We start from the raw sequence: 20,898 nt of genomic DNA, 5'->3' as shown, positions 1-20,898 counted from the left end.
ATTATTATAACAAGAATCGTTCTTATCCGCATTTCTGAACAAAAAAAATCCCGGCTTCTGCGGGATTAGAATGCTTGGCGAATAAATTTCGTCCGAAAATATGGGATTTTCATCAGCCACTTAATAAAAAAGTGACGCACTTGATTTTGACCTAAGATCAAATTCATCAGCCGATAACGATTTTGCACGAGAACGAATGCAAACAATGTGAACACAATGCTCCAAATCATTTTATTCATCATATTCCCTCCTATGTTCGTATCGTGGCTTAAATAGGATTTGTTTATGCATGAACCATCATTTTTATCACTTTCAATGGTTCTTTTCATTAGCCGGCTTTCACAATCTAATCCCTTGTTCTTTTGATTGAATATAATAGACCTCTTCACACTCTGATTGATAGAAACGTCATTATTCACTTCCTCCCACATATTACGGAAGTATCTTTTCTTTCCACGAAATTTTTTCAAAACGGACCTCCTAGCAAAATGCCATTACATGCTGGTTTTTAATCAATGTGAAATCATATTGCGTTTCACCCTACCGTACCTGCAACTCTGATGAAACGATCTCAACACAAAAAGCCCGATCTTTGGACAATCAGCGGACTTTTACTTTTGATATAACGTACCTTTTTCACTGACAATCATAGACACCGGTATGTCGTGTGCTTCAGCCGGCACATGCTCGATTTGCTGTAACGACAGACAAAGGGCAATGGTTACGCCGTGGTAGTCAGCTAAGTAGCGGTCATAATAGCCGCCACCAAATCCAATCCGGTAGCCTTTTTGATCGAAGCATACCCCAGGCACGATGATTAAATCAATGGCTTCTTTATGTACAGCTGCCGACGCCCGTGGGTCTGGCTCCAATAGCCCAAAGTAGCTGGATGTCATCTTTGTTTCGGGTGTATATTCATAAAACATCATCTCTTTTGTTTCCGGAAAACAGGTGGGTATACATACTGTTTTTCCTTCTTCCCACGCTTTTTCAATCAGAGGCATTGTCGGTATCTCTTTTCCTCTAGACATTGTCAAAGCGATCGTTTTCGCCTGTTTCCATGCTGGCAGCTGCAATAAGTGCTCATGAAGTAAAGCGGTGCTGCACTCAAATTCTTCAGCGCTTATCTGATCAAGCTTGGCTAATGTTTGAAGGCGAAGCTCCTTTTTCATACAGATCATCTCCCATCATAAAAAAACAGCAGGAAAATTCCCTGCTGCTTACTTTGTTTCACGATGTAAAGTTTGTTTTTTATCACGTGAGCAATACTTTTTGAATTCAACGCGATCTGGATTGTTTCGCTTATTCTTTTTAGTAATATAGTTACGCTCACCGCATTCAGTGCAAGCTAGAGTAATATTTACGCGCATATTTTTCCCTCCAAACTAAAATCAATTCACATTCAGACCTAACTATAATACCACTTCTAGCTTAGGAATGCTAGAATGTTTTTTCACCAATTTCATTTTGAGTGCATTCACTTACATATCGCATGGTTATGTCATGAAAAATCGTCTGCTCCCCTATAAAACCTTATCCTTTGTCGTACTGTATACATGAGACCCCCTCTTCTCCCCGCCGCTCTCTTTTATTTTGACAGCGAGCAAGGTTTTCATACTCGTTTTACATATAAAAAGAAAAAAGATGAAAAAAAGGTGATTTTCTTCAGCAATTCCTTTTGAAACTAGCTTTTTTATGGTATAAAAAAGAAGGGTCGAAAACTGTCTGAAACAATCTTGAAAGCCTTTTATGGCTTTCAGCATTAAAATATGAATAAAAGGTGATGAAACATGGAAATTGCAATTATCGGATTGCTTGTTGTCAGTATTGTACTGATCGCATTCTCATATTTTCAAAGAGAGCCGATTAAAGAAGTCGAGCAGGAACTTGAAACACTTCAACTATCTGCAATGCAAGAAATCTATAAACTGAAAAAGAAAATGAAAGTGCTTGAAGAAGAATTACTTGAAACAAACATCGTCGTTCGCAAGCATTCAGAAATTGATCCATCCATCGCAAGACAGATCATTTCAAAGCACCAAAATGGCATGTCTCCTGAGGCCATTGCGCGCGCTGAGCATGTATCTGTAGAAGATGTCAACATGATCATTAAAGACAACGAGAGGGTGCTTGTATGACGAAAAAAAGCATCCAAACGTTTGCAGCAGGTATGATTCTTGCAACTGGGGTTCTTGCGATTGTCTTTTTTCTCACTGGGAAAGACGAGGCAGCAGCTGATACAACAACAAAAGAAACCCTCGCACAGAAAGTAACAGACACTGACGTGAAAAACTATTTAGACTCCAAAAAAGAAGTCACTGTCAGCCGTGAAACGTACCAGCAGCTTCTTGACTATAAAGAAAAAGCGCTGAAGGCAAATGAAGACGGCGATTCTAAGAGTGATAAACAAAAGCCTAAAGGCAAATCGATCAAATTCGTGATTAAAAACGGTATGAGTACAAGTGATGTTTCAGACATGCTGGAAAAGGACGGCATCATCAACTCGTCTAAAGATTTTAATGATTACGTGATTGACGCCGGCTACCATAAAGAAATTCGTGCAGGCAAGTTCAATTTAAAAACAGGGATGACGTTCAAACAAATCGTCAAAGCCTTAACAAAATAACAATAAAAACCCCCTGGCGGCACTGACCTCCAGGGGGTTTTTATTATCCAAATCGACCAGATATATAATCATTCGTTCTTTGATCGTTTGGCTCAGAAAACATCACATTCGTATCATTAACCTCAACAAGCTCCCCCATTAAGAAGAATGCCGTTCGGTCTGATACCCTAGCCGCTTGCTGCATGTTATGCGTCACAATGGCAATTGTATATTTCTCTTTCAATTTCATAATCAATTCTTCAATCTTTAATGTTGAGACAGGATCAAGCGCTGATGTTGGTTCATCCATTAATAAGATGTCTGGGCTTGTGGCAATGGCTCTTGCGATACAAAGACGCTGCTGCTGACCGCCAGAAAGGCCTAGAGCGGGAGCACTTAATCGATCTTTCACTTCATCCCATAGGGCAACATCTCGAAGCGCTTTTTCAGCGATTTCTTTCAATTGCTGCTTGCTCTTAACTCCGTGAATTCTTGGTCCGTATACGACATTATCAAAAATTGACTGAGGGAAAGGATTCCCTTTTTGAAACACCATACCGACATTTTTACGCAACTCGACTAAATCGACACGACCTTTTAAAATGTTGTCATCTTTATACATCATATCCCCAGTGATTTTCACACCTGGCACTGTTTTGACCATAAGATTTAACGTTTTAATAAACGTTGACTTTCCGCAGCCGGATGGGCCGATAATCGCTGTGACTTCATGCTCTCTAATCGCTAAGTCAATATGCTTCAATGCATGATGCTGTCCATACCAAAGGTTCATATCATTCACACGAAACACTTCTTTTTTTGCTGTTTCAGTTGCTACTGCATTCATCAAATCCACCCGCCTTATCCAAATCGACCATTGATATAGTCTTCTGTTTTTTGCTGCGCAGGACGTGTAAAGATACGTTCTGTGGCATCATATTCTACTAGATCTCCGTTTAAGAAAAAGGCCGTACGATCAGATACACGGAGCGCTTGCTGCATGTTGTGTGTCACAATGACGATTGAATAATCATTTTTCAATTCGCCTAATAGCTCTTCAATTTTCGCATTTGAGATAGGGTCTAGAGCAGAAGCTGGTTCATCTAATAGCAAGACACTAGGTTTCATCGCAAGTGTACGTGCAATACAAAGGCGCTGCTGCTGACCGCCTGACAATGACAAAGCGGATCGGTGCAAACGATCTTTGACCTCATCCCATAACGCCGCCTTTGTTAAGCTTTCTTCAACCGCATCATCAAGCACAGATTTTCTTTTTTCCCCAGCATACTTTAACGCATGGGTGATGTTATTGTAGATCGATTTAGGAAATGGATTTGGTTTTTGGAAGACCATGCCGATTTCTCTTCTTAAATTCACCACATTAATACGGTCATCCAAAATATTTAATCCTTCGTACATGATCGCCCCTTCACTTCTCGCACCTGGAATTAAGTCGTTCATGCGGTTAATACTGCGTAAAAAGGTAGACTTCCCGCAGCCGGATGGACCGATTAATGCGGTGATTGCATTCTTCTCAATCTCGAATGAAATGTGATTGACCGCTCTTTTTTCACCATAATAAATGCTTAAATCCTGCACTTGTAAAATCTGTTCCGCTTGAAGTGGAGCCTTTTTCGCTGCAATCTCTTTTTTTTCTGCCAGCATTTGAACCATATCCCCTTCACACCTCTCTCACATTATTTTGACGTAAGCTTTTTATGAATAAATGAACCAAGCCATCTAGCTGCTAAATTGAACAATAAAACTGAAAGCACAAGTACAGCTGATGCACCATTTGCAATGGCTTCTGCATCTGGAATGATTCCTTGTGTATTGACGTTCCATATATGAACGGCTAATGTTTCTGCCGGTCTAAACACATTCAGCGGTGACGTATCAGAAAAAGGACTCCAGTTTGTGAAATCAAGGCGCGGTGTGGAGAGACCTGCTGTAAAAAGAAGGGCAGCCGCCTCACCAAAGACTCTTCCTGATGCTAAAATCGCACCAGTGATTATAGACGGAAGCGCACCTGGAATAAGGACCGTTTTGACTGTGTGCCACTTCGTTACACCAAGCGCAAGTGATGCTTCCTTTTGATCCTTCGGTACAGAGCGCAGCGCATCTTCTGTCACCCTGACCATCACCGGCAGGTTAAACACAGTGAGCGCAAGAGCTCCTCCAATGATCGTATAGCCCCAGCCTGTTAAATTCACAAACATGAGTAAACCAAACATCCCAATGACGATAGACGGAAGTGAAGACAGCACTTCAATACATGTACGAATAAAATCTGTGACTTTGTTTTGAGGTGCATACTCTGCCATATACACTCCCCCGCCGACGCCAAGCGGGACTGTGATCAGCATCGTAATAAACAAAATATAAAACGAGTTAAACAGCTGATCCCTGATGCCGCCGCCAGAGCCAATCGCACTTGAGCGAGTGGTCAAAAAGTCAAAGTTTAATTCTTTTGCACCATTGAAAATGATATAAGAAAACAAACCAACGAGGATCGCCGTAATAATGGCAGCACATAATCCAAAAACAAACGTGGCAAAACGATCGGTCATTTTGCTATTCATTAAATCTTCCTCCTAGACGACAAGTATCTAATAATAAGTATGAACATAAATGATACAACTAGAAGGACAAGTCCCATTGACCAAAGTGTATTGTTTTCAACACTTCCATACGTTGTGTGACCCATGTTTAACGTAATAATGGTTGTTAATGTACCAGCTGTATCCATAATGCTCTCTGGTAAATTACGCGTGTTTCCAATGACCATCTGTACAGCAAGGGCTTCTCCAAATGCTCTAGCCATGCCGAGCACGACCGCTGTCATTAATGTTGGCAGAGCTGCCGGGACAAGCACACGTCTAATCGTTTGCCATCTTGTTGCGCCTAATGCGTACGATCCCTCACGTAAACTTTTTGGTAGTGAACCCATTGCATCAGTCGCAATGGATGTAACGGTTGGCAGGATCATAATAGACAGGACAATCGTTCCTGCTAGCACGCTATGTCCTGAGCCGCTTGACTTGAAATGTCCGATAAACGGCACCAATACTGTAAGACCTATGAATCCGTAAACAACGGATGGAATCCCTACAAGCAATTCAATGACTGGCTGGAGGATTTTACGTCCCCAAGCAGGTGCAATTTCTGTCATAAAGATGGCGCCTGCGATGCCTAGCGGCGCTGCAATGAGTGCCGATAGGAGCGTGACGGCGATTGATCCAAAGATAAACGGAAATGCACCGTACTGCGGGTTTTCTGCTGTTGGGTTCCAATTGATACTGGTTAAGAACTCAATTGGGCTTACACCATTTACGATGAAAGATTGTAAACCCTTAATGCCAAGGAAGATGGTAATGGCGATTGATACAGCAATCATTAAGAATGCGCAAAATCTCACCAAAATACTTCCTCTTACTTCATCCATTTGCCTATTTTTCTTCGAGCTGATCAGTCGATCGCTCGCTTCTGTATGTTCTATCTGCTTCATCTTTTTCTACACTCCTATGAATGTCATAAAAGGAAAAGTGAAAAGCTCCACTTTTCCTTCATCAGCAATTCAAGACCTCTTACTTATCTGTTTGTTTGCCTGTTGCGTCTCTTTCTACTTTCATATTAGAAACTGAGATGTAACCTTGGTCTTTGACGATTTCTTTTTGTACTTCATCACTCATGAGGTAATCTAAGAATTGTTTTGCTAGACCATCCGGCTCACCTTTTGTATAAGAATGCTCGTAAGCCCAAATTGTATATTTACCGCTTTCTACATTGCTTTCTTCCGGTTTCACACCATCAATGCTAAGCGGTGTTATTTTGTCATCTGTTAAATAAGAGAATGCTAGGTATCCAATCGCACCTGGTGTTTCTGCAATCAGTTTTTTCACTGTGTTTGAAGAATCTTCTGTGATTCCTTCTGCAGGTGTTGCACCATCAAGTGCATACTTCACAAATGTTGCACGAGTTCCTGAAGAGTCAGGTCTGTTCACAAGAGTGATTTTTTGGTCTTTCCCGCCAAGCTCTTTCCAGTTTTTGATTTTACCAGTGAAGATTTTTTTCAATTCGTCCTTTGTGATGTCTTTGACACCAACTTCAGGGTTTACAGCTGCGGCCATTCCAACAACTGCTACTTTGTGGTCTGTTAAAGCTTTTGCGTCGATTCCGTCTTTCTCTTCTGCGAATACATCTGAGTTACCAATTTGTACAGATCCTTCTGAAACTTGAGAAAGTCCAGTTCCTGAACCGCCGGCTTGCACTTGAATATCGGCTTTTGGATGTTTATCCATGAATTTTTCTGCTGCCGCAAGAACTAAAGGCTGCATCGCAGATGATCCTGAGATGGTAATGGAACCTGATGCCTCATCTTTGTTTGAAGCATTTCCTTTACTGTCTTTTGAATCTCCGCTTGAGCTGCTGTTTCCGCATGCTGTGACGAATGCTAACAATGCGATAGTAAGGAAAGTAAGCAGCCATAATTTGTTCTTTTTCATTTCAAGAATACCCCCTGAATAATTTGTCCTACGAGTAATACATTAAAGGTTCTTTATTAATTTCGTTTAAATGGAATGTTAAGGTTTTGTAAATGTCGAAGTTTTGTAGAGATCTTGCGATGTTTTTTATGCATTTTGTCAATTTATCTCGAAAAATTTGAAGAAAACGTAAAAAAACGCCCACAAAAAGTGAGCGTTTTTACCTAGAAAAGGTCTAGTCATTTGTTTCTGCTTCATTTTCAATTTTATTTTTGTTCTTCGCTTGTGTATCATTGCTTTCCTGTTTTGATTTCAGCTCAAAGTACTTGTCTAATACTTGTTCACCGATATCATTTGTAATTGGATAGCGCTGGTTGTAGTCTTGATACACCCACGGTACAACGACGGAAATGGCCACTTCTGGATTATCAGCAGGCGCATACGCAACAAGAGTGGTGTTATACGTTGGTGTGCCGCGTTTGCTTTTAATTGGGCCGTCATAGAATGATTGAGCGGTCCCTGTTTTGCCAGCCGGGTTGTATTTTTTGTTGCCAAAGTTCGAATAGGCTGTCCCTCGTGGGTTCTGCATAACAAGCTTGAAGCCTTGCTGAACACGCTTGATCTCATCACTCGTCATGTCTAGCTTATTCAATACGTCCGGTTTGACGGATTCTGTTACAGCACCAATGCCGCGCTGCGGATCTGGCTCTCTCACTTCTTTAACAAGCTGCGGACGTAAACGATATCCGCCATTTGCAACCGTTGAAACGTATTGCGCCATTTGCAGCGGTGTAAACGTATCATACTGTCCAATTGCATAGTCAAGCAGGAGACCAGATTGTGTAGACGTTCCCCGGTAGCCTGTCGCTTCGTTTGGCAGGTCAATCCCTGTTTTGACACCGAGACCAAATTTACTGAAATTATAACGGAATGTATCAAAAGCTTTCGGATCGATTGGGAGCGGCTGGTTCTTACGATACTCCCCTTTTCCAACGGCAATCGCTGTTTTAAACATATACACGTTAGATGAACGCTCGAGTGCCGTTAAATCATTAATGAGTCCCATATTTTGATAGGATTTCTTTGGCGGTGACTGCGCGATATATAGCGGTTCATCGTACTGGGTACTTCCTATGTGAAGCACGCCTGTTTTATATCCCGTCAGTACAGTTGCCCCTTTGACAGCTGAGCCCATCGCATAGGATGATGTCATCGTTCCTAATGCGTAGTCATCAAATTTATATTTTCCGTTTTTATTTGAAATCTGTTTCCCCGCTACGGAGAGAACTTCTCCATTTCTCGGGTCCATCATGACTACAAACGCGCGATCAAGAAGCTCTGTGCCGCCTCTTTGTTTCGCACTTCTCAAGTTCTTTTCAACGATTTTTTCAACCGCTTTTTGCAGCTGAATATCGATGGTGAGCACAAGGTCTTTCCCGCTCTTTCCTTCTGTTAGCACTTTAGAGCTTGTCACATTGCCCTCTTTATCAGTTGTGCTCTGTTCTTTTTCCTTTTGGCCTTGCAGGACATCTTCATATTGATATTCTAGATAGCTTTTTCCTACACGATCATTTCGGCTGTAGCCGAGCGATAAATAATGTTCAAGAAGTGACTGCGGAAGTCCTTCATCACTTGAGGACACACTGCCGAGCATACTGCGGAGCAGTCCTTTATACGGATAGCTGCGTGACCAGTCTGTTGTGACATCCACACCTGGCAGCTCGTCCAAATGCTCAGAGACGTAAGCAATTTCGCTTGGCTTCACATCATCATTTTTAATGAATTGAGGCGTAAGTGCATAACCTGCATCCATCTGTCTTTTAATCGCAAGCACTTGTAAGTCTTTTTTCGTCAGTTGATTTAATTCCTTGTCCGTGATGCGTTTCAGCTGAAGCTCATATAATTTATCATCAGCGACCTTATCGTCACCCTTTAATTTCGATTCCTTTTGAACAAGCTTTTTCGCTTCATTCGGATGCGTTAAAATCCAGAAATCTTTTTTGTCACGATCTGTGATTTTTTTCGTACTCACATGAATCATATCCGCTAATTTTGTAGCCACTTTGAGCCGCTCTTCTTGTGAAGTCGTCGAGGTTCTCGTATATGTAATGGCATTTAGCGCTTTATTACTGACAATCGTATTATAGTTTCGATCGTAAATTTTTCCGCGTGGAGCAGATGAGCTGACATTCACATCTTCTTGTTTTTCTGCCTGCTTTTTATAATCTTCTCCATTGACAATTTGTACAAATCCGAGTCTCACAACAACACCGGTAAAAATAATAAACGCAGCTAAAAATAGTAAATTCAGCCGGAGTGGAAGTGTTTTGCGCCCTTCCTTTGCGTCTTTTTTGTTTTTCTTGTTTCTCATCACATCACCTTTTCTATCAAGAAAGAAATGGCACCCCTTTTTGTGTATAAAAGGTGCCATCATCATTTTAGCGGTTTTTCTATTATTTATCTAGAAATTTGATGTTCCATTGGTAAGAAATTTTACCTTTCTCCCTTAATAAGGTTCGTGTGAGAAACTGGCTTTTGACCGTCAGTCTCTTTCATATCAGCTGTTTTTTCTTTTAAATGAATATCTTTTACAAAATAATAAATGAGTGTGTGTCCCGCTCCAAGCACAACAAGAGAAGCAGGAATTCCGAGCTCATCACCCAGTAAGGTGACAGACAGAAGAAACAACACAATGGAACAAATACGGCCAGCATTTAAAAACAGCTCCCTGACCACAATATATTCAATTCGGGCTTTCCTTGCATACCTTGCATGACCGATAACATCGTATGTTAAGGATACATATGGAACAAGCAGAAGCGGGTATCCTATCGCAATGGCTACCGCATACATGAGAAGTGATACATAGGACAAGTGAAAGACGATTAAGAACAAGGCGCCGTATAAAATCAGCCCGCCAAGCATAATGGCTTTCTTTCGCCATTTTTTCTTAATCAAACGTGTAGCGAAGAAATAAGCGAAAAAGGCAACACCTGAGTTCACTAAACCAAACGTCCCGAGAGCAAGCTCACTGTTTGTTGCAATAAACACAAAGACACTGATTAAGAAGACAAAGACCCCTTCACGAAGCCCTTGAAAAAAGTGAGCTGTTGTAATCTTACGCCAATTCTCGTCGGCATGGCGTTCTTTCCATATTTGCTTGATGATAAATTTCCCTTTTGACTGCCTTCTCTTGAGGAAAAAGCTCATCACAACCGCTAGTGAAAACAAAAAAAGCGATAACGTGAAAATCACCGTATAGCCTGTATCATCCGTTAATTGAGAAATGACAATCCCCGCAATGAGAGGACCGATCATGCCAGCAGTAGATGACAGCACTCCGAGAAACCCATTAAAGAAATCTCTTGTTTCAGGCTCAGTGATCTCAAAGGTAAGTACGTTAAAAGCAAGCCAGTAAAAACCATAGCCGATCCCAAGGACACTCCCTAATAAAACAAGCCGCGCGGCCGCTTGCTCTCCTGCCATTAAGACAATTAAGTAAAAAGCGGCTAAAAAGATAACGCCGAAACGAAGGACAAAAGCCCGGTCTATTTTTTTAGCGAGCCGGCCTGCGAATAAAAACGTAATGGGCTGAAGCACAACAATAGCCAGATTGTAAATTGCAAGATCCGTGAATTTCCCAGACTGTTTCCATAAATACACGTTTACAAACGTATTTGAAAGCGCAATGGCAAGTGCATATAATCCGCCAATCGTGAGGAGGAGCATTAAATCTTTTGTAACATCCATGTCCCCGAACATTTTCTTTAATCTGCTCATATATTTCATTCTCCTTTTCTACACAATAGTCTGTCTCATCAAAAGGCAGATATGTAAAAAAAGGAGGGAAAATATAAAAAGACCTGCTTCTCTAAAGAGCAGGTCTTTTCAAATCGAATGATTTATTTAGCTTCGCTGTAAAGGCGAGCCACTTCATCCCAGTTCACAACATTCCAGAAAGCTGAAATGTAATCAGGACGACGGTTTTGGTAGTTTAGGTAGTAAGCATGCTCCCAAACGTCAAGTCCTAGAATTGGTGTTTTTCCTTCAGTTAAAGGAGAATCTTGGTTTGGCGTGCTTGTGATTTCAAGTTTGCCATTGTTCACAACAAGCCATGCCCAACCAGAACCAAAGCGTCCTGCAGCTGCTGCAGCGAAATCAGATTTGAATTTTTCAAATCCGCCTAATTCTTTTTCGATTGCATCTGCAAGTTCACCAGTTGGTGCGCCGCCACCGTTTGGTGAAAGAAGCGTCCAGAATAATGAGTGGTTAGCATGTCCTCCGCCATTGTTACGTACAGCTGTACGAATGTTTTCAGGCACAGAGTTTAGGTTAGCCACTAGCTCTTCGATTGATTGATCTTCAAGAGCTGATACACCTTCGATTGCTTTGTTTAAGTTTGTTACGTATGTGTTGTGGTGTTTTGTGTGGTGAATCGTCATTGTTTCCTTGTCGATATGTGGTTCTAATGCATCGTAAGCATATGGTAATTCTGGAAGTTTAAAAGCCATGGTTAAATTCCTCCTTAGAAATGTATGTACTGAAATGCTTCCTTAGGTCGTAAGCAAGCAATTCAACCTACTCAAAGAGTATCAAAAGAATTGGCTTGTTTCAATGTTATTGCTCATGATCTGAAACATTTCAGTGTTTATTTTGTATTTAGCCCTTTAGAAAAAGTTTTAAACTCCCTTTTTCTATTTAGCGAAGGACATAAAATAAAAAGATGCCCAGCATCAGCGCTTGAATCAATCCTTTGGCAAATACACCTGATATAAACCCGATTAATGAGCCTAATCCCACTTTCACACTCGTCTTCACATCTTTTTGATGAACAAGGAGCTCTGCAATGACACTTCCGATAAATGGACCAATGATAATTCCTGCAATGGGAATCACAAAAGGACCGGTTAATAACCCAATGGTGCTTCCCCAAATAGCTGCACGACTGCCGCCAAAACGCTTGACCCCAATGAGGTTTGAGACATAATCTGCCGCAAATAATACCGTGGTAAACACGGCTTGAATGAGCCAGAACGTCAGTGTAAGCGGCTCGAAGCTGAAAAAGAAACCATATAGAATAAATCCGAGAACCATAAAGACCACGCTAGGGATAATTGGATAAACAAGTCCAACAAACGCAATGATAAATGCACAGATAACCAGAATCCAATACAGCACGTCCAAGTTACTGCCGCCTCCTTTTTATATGCTGTATACATTATGCCTCATTCCATCTATCTTAACCAGCGATGAAGGCCATACTTGTACTTGATAGATAGACATTGATACAATATGAGAAATAGAAAAGAATGTAGGAAGTGAATTGATTGAACGTATTTAAACTATTGTTAAAAGGTATTTATTCACCAAAAGATATTGCTAAAGCACGGTTTACAGGGATTGGCAAAGCGATTTTATTCATTTTTATCCTTTCGATCATCGCAGCAGTTCCTCAGGGTTATCATATGAGTCAAGAGATCTCGAATGCGATGTCAGGATTTCAGCATGTGATCAAAAAAGATTTACCTGATTTCTCAATCGAAAAAGGAAAGCTTCAAGCGGATCAAAGTGCACCGATAGAAAAAGAAGAAAACGGCATTACGATCATCTTTGATCCTGCTGAAAAAATAAAAGCAAGTGAGCTTGAATCAAAGCAAACGGCCATCGCATTATTAAAAGAAAAAGCAGTGATCGCCATTGATGGCCAAATGACAGATATCCCATACCAGCTGCTTGGCGGAACGCTGACAAAAGACGAACTCGCCCGCGTCACAAATCAGAATCAAGCGATTATTATCCCAGTTATCTGGGTGCTGCTGTATCTATCAACTGCGGCTCTCATGTTCATTAGCGCAACATTCCTTGCGATGCTTGGTACATTTATTAAACGCATGCAGCAAAAAGAGCTGTCTTTCCAAATGCTATGGAAGCTCTCCGCTTATTCACTCACATTAACAACGGTCTTTTTCGCTATCATGAGTGCATTAAACACGCCTGTTGCGAACTCATTTTTATTAAATTGGATCATTAACTTTATCTTCTTATATCTCGTCGTAAAGGAAATACCCGCTAAACATAAACCACTTGTCAAAAGTTAATGAGTAAATGAAAGCTCCCCCAACTTGGAGGAGCTTTTTATGTATGTTCATGCTCTATGATTCATCTGGATGAATGATCGCAAACAAATAATGATCTTCCCACACACCATTAATCTTTACTTTTTTACGATTCAATCCCTCATTTTCAAAACCTGTCTTTTCAAGTACACGAATAGAACCTATATTACTCGGCTTTACTCCAGCTTCAATACGATGAAGGTGCAGTTCATCAAAGGCATAATCAATGATTAAACGAATGGCTTCTGTCATATACCCTTTACCGCCATGCTTTTCATCAAGTACATACCCTAGCCAAGCTCCTTCTACCGGGCCTCTAACGACAGAACTTAATGAGATTGTCCCAATTAAGTCATCTGTTTCATTTAAGAAAATACCGTGCATGTAGGCTTCATCCTTTGCGCACCTTTCCACACTGCGCTGAATTCGTTCAATTTGACGAGATAACGTGAAAAAATCGTCTTTAACCAAAGGTGTAAATTGCTGAAAATAGGAGCGATTCTCAAGCTCAAGTGTAAGTAGTGGCTGTGCATCTTCTTCTGTTAGCGCTCTCACATATATCTGCTGACTGATTTTCTTCATAAACTTTCCCCCTGTTTTTATTTTATCATAATGGTGATAGAAGCTTGAAAAAGCATCGCCGAGCGTAAATTCAATACAAGACTCACTAGAACGAACTAGAACCTCCCTTTTCATCTTTTCTCCTCATGTTGGTTCTATCATTTCAGGACATGCATAGACTGAAGTAAACTCTTAAAAGCGGTGAGTGAAATGCGGCGTATTATTTTTTTGCTAATCAGTTTGTTTGTCCTTTTTATTATCTTTTTTGATTTAAAAAATGGCACCATCCCTGTTGAAGAAGGTCCAGCTGTCCCTGCAAATGCCTTTCAAACACCTGAGAAAAAAGCATATAAGAAGGTCACGGTGAAACAAGGTGAAACCGTCGTCTCTATCGTCCATACAAGCAAGCCACTTGATGAAGTCATTGAGGATTTTGAAGAGCTGAATCAAGGCGTCAAAGCAAACGAAATTCGGGCAGGCAGCACATATAAGTTTCCGGTATATAAGAGATAAAACGTTAATTCCTTGTCATTCATACAAAGAGACTGTTACAATATGAACTGTAAAACAAGACGTACATGGCAAATGATTGCTTGTACACTAAGGAGCGATTGACAAGTGAGTGAAGTCACACATCGTACTAAAACGCGTCCCGTCAAAGTGGGACCTTTAACTATAGGTGGAAATAATGAGGTTGTCATTCAAAGTATGGCAACAACCAAAACACATGATGTCGAAGCGACAGTAGCTGAAATTAAGCGTCTTGAAGAAGCAGGCTGTCAAATCGTGCGTGTCGCATGCCCAGACGAGCGTGCAGCAAATGCGATTGCAGACATAAAAAAACAAATCAACATCCCGCTTGTTGTCGATATTCATTTTGACTACAAGCTTGCACTGAAGGCCATTGAAGCAGGTGCAGACAAAATTCGAATCAACCCAGGAAACATCGGAAGACGAGAAAAAGTCGAAGCGGTTGTAAAAGCAGCAAAAGAAAAAGGCATTCCAATCCGTATTGGGGTAAACGCTGGTTCATTAGAGAAAAAAATTCTTGATAAATACGGCTACCCAACAGCAGATGGTATGGTCGAAAGTGCACTGCACCACATTAAAATTCTAGAAGATCTAGATTTTCATGATATCATCGTCAGCATGAAAGCATCTGATGTCAACCTAGCTATTGAGGCGTACGAAAAAGCAGCAAAAGCGTTTGACTACCCTCTTCACCTTGGAATTACAGAATCAGGTACATTATTTGCAGGTACGGTCAAAAGTGCAGCTGGTCTCGGCGCTATTTTGAATATGGGGATTGGGAATACACTCCGCATTTCATTAAGTGCTGATCCAGTTGAGGAAGTAAAAGTAGCACGTGAACTGTTGAAATCATTTGGTCTTGCATCAAATGCAGCCACACTGATCTCTTGCCCAACTTGCGGCCGAATTGAAATCGACCTCATAAGCATTGCAAATGAAGTCGAAGAATATATCTCCACGATTAAAGCACCGATTAAAGTAGCTGTTCTTGGCTGCGCTGTAAACGGTCCAGGTGAAGCGCGTGAAGCTGATATCGGAATTGCTGGAGCTAGAGGCGAAGGCCTATTGTTCCGTAAAGGTGAAATTGTTCGTAAAGTGCCAGAAGAAACAATGGTTGAAGAACTGAAAAAAGAAATCGATAAAATCGCTGAAGAGCATTATGCAAAAATGGAAGCTGAAAAAGCAAAAGCCAACGCATAACAAAAAACGCCTGACGTCACTGTCAGGCGTTTTTCTGTTCTTGTTAAAAGAACGGGGTGATAAATATGCCAAGGATGACGGAAACAATTCCGATCCCGATTGACCATGCGCCAAGCGCATGTGCTCCTTTTCTTCTTGCAATATAACCAACGACGATTGCCGCTACTCCTAATAGCACCGGCAAGACAAATAACGAGATAATCGCAATCGCGAGTGCTGTATAGCCTATCCCCTTACTGCCTGAATCGTCACCTGCTTGGTCACGTTCTCGTCTGTCTACTCGATCTCTTGAAGCCTGATATGGCTCTGCAATTTCAGCAGCTGTTTCCTCTAGATAGCCATCATCATTACTAAAGTGTGTGTCGATTTCACGATCATTTCTTCTGAAATCTTTGTCTCTTTCCATGATCAATTCCCCCTTTTGGTTAATAGAAAGGAGCTTTTTTAGTATGAGCAAAAATGTCTGTTTCATGTTTGCTAAAACTTGCTGGAATTGTGAATTGATTATGTTACACTTTAAGAGTATAAAAATGAGGAGTGTGGGCATGTTACGTTTAGGAATTGATATAGATGGCACAGTGACGGCGCAGGATACCTTTGTTCCCTATTTAAATGAGTCGTTCCAATGTGCCATAACACTAGATGATATGACAGAATATGATTTGACGAAGCTTTTAAATATTTCTCAAGAAGAGTTTTGGGGCTGGATGAATCAGCATGAGCCTCATATATATAAACAGGCAAAGCCTGCTAAGGACGCAAAAGAGATTCTTGATCAAATGAAACATAAACACAGGCTGATCTATATTACAGCGAGAAGGCAGCATCATGCGGATATCACCTACGAGTGGTTTCACAAACATCACGTGCCCTATGATGACATTGAGCTGGTTGGCGGTCATCATAAGCTCGAAGCTGTGCAAAAGCACAAGATTGATGTGTTTTTCGAGGATCATCATGGGAATGCCACAATGATTGCAAAAGAGGCTGACATACCGGTTATTCTTTTTAACTCCCCATATAATCAAATGCCCATTGATGACAGGATTATACGCGTCAACAACTGGCAGGAAGCATCTCAATGGATTAAACAATACGAGCAGCGTTTTGAAACTGTTTATTAATACAGAAAAGCCGATACGCTAATGTATCGGCTTTTGATTGCGCACAAAGAGATAAAATGATCTTTATTTTATCTCTTTGGCTTCATTTCAGCATAGTTGAAAACCCTTAATGTATCGGCTTTTTTGATGGAACAAGCTGACCTTCTTTCATGAGAAAATGGTACAGTGCTCCCTTCATGCCTGCCTGATTCAAGTAGTGGCTCGTTTCCAGCTTCACCTGAATGTTCTTCCACGCATGCAGTGTATGTAAATGTTTCTCAATGCTTGATAGTAAATCCGGTCTTGCACTTACGCCGCCTCCAATGAGGATTTTCTCTGGATTAAGGACAGTTGCTACATTGTAAATACCAATGGCGATTCGCTTGTACCACTGATCCACCAGCTTCTCAATGGACGGATCGTGCTTTGCCTTTTCAAAAATTTCTTGACCGTCTATTTGAGTACTTTGCGGAATTCCTTGCTTTTCTTTATAGCTGCGAATTAATCCAGCCGTTGAAGCACTGCTGTTGAGTGTTGTAAATTGTCCATTTTCTGTCTCTGTCAGCATCATGCCAAATTCACCGCCGCGGAAGGAAGCCCCGCGCACAAGCTGACCGCCAGCGAAAAGACCACCGCCAACACCTGTGCCAATCGTCATACAAATAAAGCTGTCACAATCTTTCGCATGGCCACTATATTTTTCTGCAAGAGCTGCACAATTCGCATCATTTTCAACTTCAACACGAAGAGATGTTTTCTCTTCTAAAAGTGTTTTTACATTTTGACCATTTAAGGCGATGATGGCTCCTGCAAATTCTGTATAACCTGTTTCACTGTCCACAAAGCCCGGAAGACTAATGGCGATTCCGCTGACATCCGACGTTCTCTGATATTGCTTGACCACATCCGCCATAACTTCTAAAAACGGTTCAAGCTGCCGGCAGTTCGTTTGATAGTCACCGCTCGTGACCAGCTCCCCATCCTGATCCATTAATCCATGTTTTGTTCTCGTCCCGCCTACATCGAACACGACATAATACGCCACTTTTGACCCCTCCCTTTACTCCAAAAGACGCAAATTGCTGCATCGTACCTTGTTCTCATTTTAATGAAACAGCCGCCCTTTGTAAAACGTTTTCAAAAAGACAAAAGAAAAAGCCAGCTCTGCGGCTGGCTTTTTCATGAGTGAACTTCCTTCGGTTCGCAGGAAGGACACGTTCCGTAGATTTCGAATTTATGTCCGCTAATGTGATAATCCTCTAAATCGGCGTCTAGCTTGTCCATAGGACAGGCATCGATCTCCTTTGTTTTACCGCATGCAAGACAAATAAAGTGATGGTGGTGATGAGAAAATGAGCATTTAAAACGAAAAAGCTTCTCCCCTGACAATTCCGTTGTTTCTAATATACCTAAGTCTTCATATAGCGATAAGTTTCGATATATCGTATCAAAGCTAAGACCTGGGTAGTCTTCACTTAGTGCCGTCAGCACATTTTTAGCGGTCAAATATTTATCAGAATCAGAAAACAATTGAAGCATATCTTCACGTTTGCTTGTATATTTGTAGCCTTTTTCCTTTAATAAATCAAGCGCTTCTTGTACGTTCATGATGATTCCCCCTTCTGAATTTTCCAATACTAATACATCCGATTAAAATCAAAATGGACAGCATCACAATGGTTCCGCCTGGCGCTAAATCTAGATAATAGCTTAAGATTAATCCGGCCAATACAGACAATTCACCGAACAAGATCGAAAGGAAGATCGCCTGTTTGAATCCTTTGGCAATACGGATACTTGCCGCAACAGGAAGCGTCATAAGCGCGGAGACAAGCAGTGTGCCTACGATACGCATTGATGCCGCAATGACGAGTGCGACGACTAAGATAAAAATAAAATGAATCCATTTCGCTGAAATACCAGAAGCCTTTGCATGCTCTTCATCAAAAGAAAGTAAAAACAATTCTTTATATAAAAGCACGACAACTAACACAACAACGAGTGAAATCCCAACAATAATCCAAAGATCTAATCTCGAAACCGCACTGACACTTCCGAACAAATAACTAAACAAATCGGTATTAAAGCCATTCGCTAGTGAAATGAAGATGACGGAAATCCCGATACCACCTGATAAAATAATAGGAATCGCAAGCTCCTGATAATGCTTATACACGGAGCGCAGACGTTCAATAAACAATGAACCGGCAACAGAAAACGCCATCCCTAAGTACAGCGGGCTCACCCCTGTCAAGAGGCCAAACTTTTTATCAAGGAATAAGCTTGCTGCAATACCGGCAAGTGATACGTGACTGAGGGCATCTGCAATCAGCGAGAGCCTTCTCACGACGATAAATACACCAAGTAAGGGCGCAATAAAGCCGATCAGCATTCCTGCGATAAACGCATTTTGTAAAAATTCATAATGAAAAAATGGAAATAGCATTATTCATGTCCCCCATGATGGTGATGGTCGTGATGAATCACTTGAATGTCATGTCCGTAAAATTGAGATAACGCTTGATCATCCATTGAATCAAACGTTTCTGCATCCCCGTGGAAATGAAGTGTCTGATTTAAGCAAGCCACATGGGTGACTTTATCAGAAACGGTGCCAACGTCGTGTGTAACGAGAATTAAAGACATTCCTTTTTCTTTGTTCAATGTTTCGAGCAGCTGATAAAAGCCTTCTACTGTCCGCTGGTCTACACCAACCGTCGGTTCATCTAAAATGAGCAGCTTTGGCTGACTGACGAGCGCACGGGCAATAAAAGCACGTTGCTGCTGACCGCCTGAAAGTTCACCGATGTTTTGGTGCTTTAAATCTTGTATGCCAACTGAGCGAATGGCATCCTCAACTTGCCATTTGTCCTGCTTGCTCATTCGTTTGAATAAACCAATTTTCGCCGTCAATCCACTTGCAACGACCTCGTAAACAGAAGCAGGGAAACCCGTATTAAAACTATTCGCCTTTTGAGAAACAAATCCAATTTGATCCCAGTCTCTAAATTTTGACGCAGGCGTGCCAAATAGCTTTAATTCACCTTGCTGTGGTTTAATGAGCCCAAGCAGGCATTTTAATAAGGTTGTTTTACCAGATCCATTCGGTCCAACAAGTGCTAGAAAGTTCCCTTCCTCTACTGTTAAATGAATGTGATCAATGACATTTCGCTGTCCATACGAGTACGAAATGTCCTTCATTTCAATAATTGGCTTTGCCATGAATCTTTCCACCTTTAATCAATATAAAAAGAATGATTACGATTTATACAACAAAAAGAAAATGGCTTTTGCCATTTTCTCTGTCCATACATACATTTCATTATATAAAAGAAAGATTAAAAAGTAAAATAAAAGCTAATGAATGGCTGTTTTGAACTTACCGCCTTTTGTTTCATGCGTATCCATAATCGTAATAAATGCTTGACCATCAATTTCAAATACAATGGATTTTAGCTTTGTAATTTCAAGTCTTGTGACAACGGCGTAGATGACATCCTTTTCTTCATCTGTATAGCCGCCTTTCCCTCTCAGCTTTGTCGTTCCCCTGCCAAGTCGATGAAGAATCGCATCTGAAATTTCATCATAATAATCTGACACGATAATGACAGCTTTTGTTTCATCAAGCCCTTGAATGACAGCATCAATTGTTTTCATTGCCAAATAATATGTCATGACAGAATACATAGCCTGCTCTGGTCCGAAGACAAAGCCTGCCCAAATAAAAATGAACACATTGACGATCATGACAAACTCACCGACGGAGAAAGGAATTTTTTTCGTCAGAAGAATTCCTAAGATCTCTGTTCCATCCATTGAGCCTCCATTACGGATGACAAGTCCAACACCAAAACCAAGTAATAGCCCGCCAAATACAGTAGCTAAGATCGGCTGATTTGTAAATGCCTCTACATGATGGAGTGAAGATTCAATCACGGCTAAGCTGACAATCCCAATCATTGTGGAAACCAGAAAGGTTTTCCCAATATGTTTGTATCCTGATATCATAAATGGAATATTTAAAATGACAACAATCGTCGCAAAATTGATGAATGGGTTATCTGTAAAGAGATAATCCAAAATAAGCGAAATACCGATGATGCCTCCATCAATAATATTGTTTGGCACTAAAAATAATTCAATGCTGACTGCTGCGCATGCAGCTCCTACTAGAATCAGGAAAATTCTCAAAATAAAATGAGGCACTGATTCCTTTCTATGCTGTTTACTATTTGCCATACGTTCTCCCTTCTACACATGTTAAATTTTCAATGAACATTTTATTCACTTTACTATTT

At 40.9% G+C, this 20,898-nt stretch carries 25 protein-coding genes; 6 read left to right on the top strand and 19 right to left on the bottom strand.

All coding sequences use genetic code 11. The features are described from left to right. Positions 1–65: 65 nt before the first annotated feature. The 3 genes from ACSSTM_RS00445 to rpmG all read right to left on the bottom strand — a co-directional run bounded on the left by ACSSTM_RS00445 (position 66) and on the right by rpmG (position 1,370). Complete coding sequence (locus ACSSTM_RS00445; RefSeq protein ID WP_017367602.1) at positions 66–239, bottom strand: hypothetical protein; 174 nt, start codon at positions 237–239, stop codon at positions 66–68. A gap of 372 nt (positions 240–611) precedes the next feature. Further along, positions 612–1,172 (bottom strand): 5-formyltetrahydrofolate cyclo-ligase, encoded by a 561-nt coding sequence (locus ACSSTM_RS00440; RefSeq protein WP_034661305.1) that lies wholly within the window; start codon positions 1,170–1,172, stop codon positions 612–614. A 48-nt stretch (positions 1,173–1,220) separates the two neighbouring features. Further along, complete coding sequence (rpmG, locus tag ACSSTM_RS00435; RefSeq protein ID WP_008360061.1) at positions 1,221–1,370, bottom strand: 50S ribosomal protein L33; 150 nt, start codon at positions 1,368–1,370, stop codon at positions 1,221–1,223. A 420-nt stretch (positions 1,371–1,790) separates the two neighbouring features. On the opposite strand from rpmG, the gene ACSSTM_RS00430 reads away from it, so the two are divergent. Together ACSSTM_RS00430 and ACSSTM_RS00425 are read left to right on the top strand one after the other, a co-directional pair. Continuing rightward, complete coding sequence (locus tag ACSSTM_RS00430; protein ID WP_003217285.1) at positions 1,791–2,138, top strand: hypothetical protein; 348 nt, start codon at positions 1,791–1,793, stop codon at positions 2,136–2,138. After that, a complete protein-coding gene (locus tag ACSSTM_RS00425; RefSeq protein WP_034661306.1) occupies positions 2,135–2,626 on the top strand; it encodes an endolytic transglycosylase MltG in 492 nt (163 codons plus the stop codon). Before ACSSTM_RS00430 ends, ACSSTM_RS00425 begins: the two co-directional genes overlap by 4 nt. Before the next feature lie 43 nt (positions 2,627–2,669). On the opposite strand, the gene pstB (ACSSTM_RS00420) is transcribed toward ACSSTM_RS00425, so the two are convergent. The 9 genes from pstB (ACSSTM_RS00420) to ACSSTM_RS00380 all read right to left on the bottom strand — a co-directional run bounded on the left by pstB (ACSSTM_RS00420) (position 2,670) and on the right by ACSSTM_RS00380 (position 12,273). Then, positions 2,670–3,452: a phosphate ABC transporter ATP-binding protein PstB gene (gene pstB / locus ACSSTM_RS00420; RefSeq protein ID WP_034661307.1), complete on the bottom strand. Its 783-nt coding sequence runs from the start codon at positions 3,450–3,452 to the stop codon at positions 2,670–2,672. 14 nt (positions 3,453–3,466) lie between these two features. Continuing rightward, positions 3,467–4,279, bottom strand: coding sequence for a phosphate ABC transporter ATP-binding protein PstB (gene pstB / locus ACSSTM_RS00415; RefSeq protein WP_034661308.1), 813 nt, complete (start codon positions 4,277–4,279; stop codon positions 3,467–3,469). A 23-nt stretch (positions 4,280–4,302) separates the two neighbouring features. Then, on the bottom strand, positions 4,303–5,187 hold the full coding sequence (gene pstA / locus ACSSTM_RS00410; protein ID WP_034661309.1) for a phosphate ABC transporter permease PstA: 885 nt from the start codon (positions 5,185–5,187) through the stop codon (positions 4,303–4,305). After that, positions 5,187–6,113, bottom strand: a complete 927-nt coding sequence (gene pstC, locus ACSSTM_RS00405; RefSeq protein ID WP_003217329.1) for a phosphate ABC transporter permease subunit PstC — start codon at positions 6,111–6,113, stop codon at positions 5,187–5,189. The genes pstA and pstC overlap by 1 nt, the downstream gene beginning before the upstream one ends. Positions 6,114–6,192: 79 nt before the next feature. Beyond that, a complete protein-coding gene (locus tag ACSSTM_RS00400) occupies positions 6,193–7,110 on the bottom strand; it encodes a phosphate ABC transporter substrate-binding protein (RefSeq protein ID WP_034661310.1) in 918 nt (305 codons plus the stop codon). Positions 7,111–7,324: 214 nt separating this feature from the next. Continuing rightward, positions 7,325–9,460, bottom strand: a complete 2,136-nt coding sequence (locus tag ACSSTM_RS00395; protein ID WP_034661311.1) for a peptidoglycan D,D-transpeptidase FtsI family protein — start codon at positions 9,458–9,460, stop codon at positions 7,325–7,327. A gap of 122 nt (positions 9,461–9,582) precedes the next feature. Then, on the bottom strand, positions 9,583–10,869 hold the full coding sequence (locus ACSSTM_RS00390) for an MFS transporter (RefSeq protein WP_034661312.1): 1,287 nt from the start codon (positions 10,867–10,869) through the stop codon (positions 9,583–9,585). 122 nt (positions 10,870–10,991) lie between these two features. Further along, a complete protein-coding gene (gene sodA / locus ACSSTM_RS00385; protein WP_007501264.1) occupies positions 10,992–11,600 on the bottom strand; it encodes a superoxide dismutase SodA in 609 nt (202 codons plus the stop codon). A gap of 187 nt (positions 11,601–11,787) precedes the next feature. Further along, entirely contained in the window at positions 11,788–12,273 is a 486-nt protein-coding gene (locus ACSSTM_RS00380; protein WP_437403952.1) for a DUF456 domain-containing protein, read from the bottom strand. Between the two features lie 143 nt (positions 12,274–12,416). On the opposite strand from ACSSTM_RS00380, the gene ACSSTM_RS00375 reads away from it, so the two are divergent. After that, positions 12,417–13,187, top strand: a complete 771-nt coding sequence (locus ACSSTM_RS00375) for a DUF1189 domain-containing protein (RefSeq protein WP_034661315.1) — start codon at positions 12,417–12,419, stop codon at positions 13,185–13,187. A 54-nt stretch (positions 13,188–13,241) separates the two neighbouring features. Here ACSSTM_RS00375 and ACSSTM_RS00370 read toward each other — a convergent pair whose 3' ends face one another. Continuing rightward, positions 13,242–13,787 (bottom strand): GNAT family N-acetyltransferase, encoded by a 546-nt coding sequence (locus tag ACSSTM_RS00370; protein ID WP_034661316.1) that lies wholly within the window; start codon positions 13,785–13,787, stop codon positions 13,242–13,244. A gap of 189 nt (positions 13,788–13,976) precedes the next feature. On the opposite strand from ACSSTM_RS00370, the gene ACSSTM_RS00365 reads away from it, so the two are divergent. Both ACSSTM_RS00365 and ispG read left to right on the top strand, forming a co-directional pair. Continuing rightward, a complete protein-coding gene (locus ACSSTM_RS00365; protein WP_034661318.1) occupies positions 13,977–14,279 on the top strand; it encodes a hypothetical protein in 303 nt (100 codons plus the stop codon). Between the two features lie 105 nt (positions 14,280–14,384). Then, positions 14,385–15,497, top strand: a complete 1,113-nt coding sequence (gene ispG, locus ACSSTM_RS00360; RefSeq protein WP_034661319.1) for a flavodoxin-dependent (E)-4-hydroxy-3-methylbut-2-enyl-diphosphate synthase — start codon at positions 14,385–14,387, stop codon at positions 15,495–15,497. A 43-nt stretch (positions 15,498–15,540) separates the two neighbouring features. On the opposite strand, the gene ACSSTM_RS00355 is transcribed toward ispG, so the two are convergent. Beyond that, the gene (locus tag ACSSTM_RS00355; RefSeq protein ID WP_437403951.1) at positions 15,541–15,903 is read right to left on the bottom strand and encodes a cell division protein CrgA; all 363 of its coding nucleotides are present in this window, start codon (positions 15,901–15,903) and stop codon (positions 15,541–15,543) included. 139 nt (positions 15,904–16,042) lie between these two features. Here ACSSTM_RS00355 and ACSSTM_RS00350 point away from each other — a divergent pair, with 139 nt between their 5' ends. Next, complete coding sequence (locus ACSSTM_RS00350) at positions 16,043–16,621, top strand: 5' nucleotidase, NT5C type (RefSeq protein ID WP_034661321.1); 579 nt, start codon at positions 16,043–16,045, stop codon at positions 16,619–16,621. A gap of 106 nt (positions 16,622–16,727) precedes the next feature. Here the strand turns inward: ACSSTM_RS00350 and ACSSTM_RS00345 are convergent, their stop codons facing one another. The 5 genes from ACSSTM_RS00345 to ACSSTM_RS00325 form a co-directional block, all read right to left on the bottom strand. Then, positions 16,728–17,645, bottom strand: a complete 918-nt coding sequence (locus ACSSTM_RS00345) for an ROK family protein (RefSeq protein WP_437403950.1) — start codon at positions 17,643–17,645, stop codon at positions 16,728–16,730. A gap of 134 nt (positions 17,646–17,779) precedes the next feature. Then, positions 17,780–18,208 carry a Fur family transcriptional regulator gene (locus ACSSTM_RS00340; protein WP_012010595.1) on the bottom strand — a complete coding sequence of 143 codons (429 nt, stop codon included), beginning with the start codon at positions 18,206–18,208 and terminating at the stop codon, positions 17,780–17,782. After that, positions 18,186–19,046 carry a metal ABC transporter permease gene (locus ACSSTM_RS00335; RefSeq protein WP_060596671.1) on the bottom strand — a complete coding sequence of 287 codons (861 nt, stop codon included), beginning with the start codon at positions 19,044–19,046 and terminating at the stop codon, positions 18,186–18,188. The genes ACSSTM_RS00340 and ACSSTM_RS00335 overlap by 23 nt, the downstream gene beginning before the upstream one ends. After that, complete coding sequence (locus tag ACSSTM_RS00330) at positions 19,046–19,822, bottom strand: metal ABC transporter ATP-binding protein (RefSeq protein WP_095285396.1); 777 nt, start codon at positions 19,820–19,822, stop codon at positions 19,046–19,048. The genes ACSSTM_RS00335 and ACSSTM_RS00330 overlap by 1 nt, the downstream gene beginning before the upstream one ends. A gap of 135 nt (positions 19,823–19,957) precedes the next feature. Further along, the gene (locus ACSSTM_RS00325) at positions 19,958–20,839 is read right to left on the bottom strand and encodes a YitT family protein (protein WP_034661326.1); all 882 of its coding nucleotides are present in this window, start codon (positions 20,837–20,839) and stop codon (positions 19,958–19,960) included. Positions 20,840–20,898: the final 59 nt, after the last annotated feature.

This window comes from Bacillus sp. RK1064 (genome assembly GCF_051488405.1).
Lineage (GTDB): Bacteria > Bacillota > Bacilli > Bacillales > Bacillaceae > Bacillus.
The sequence above is the reverse complement of the archived record's forward strand: the minus strand, read 5'-3'. Positions and strand labels throughout refer to the sequence as shown.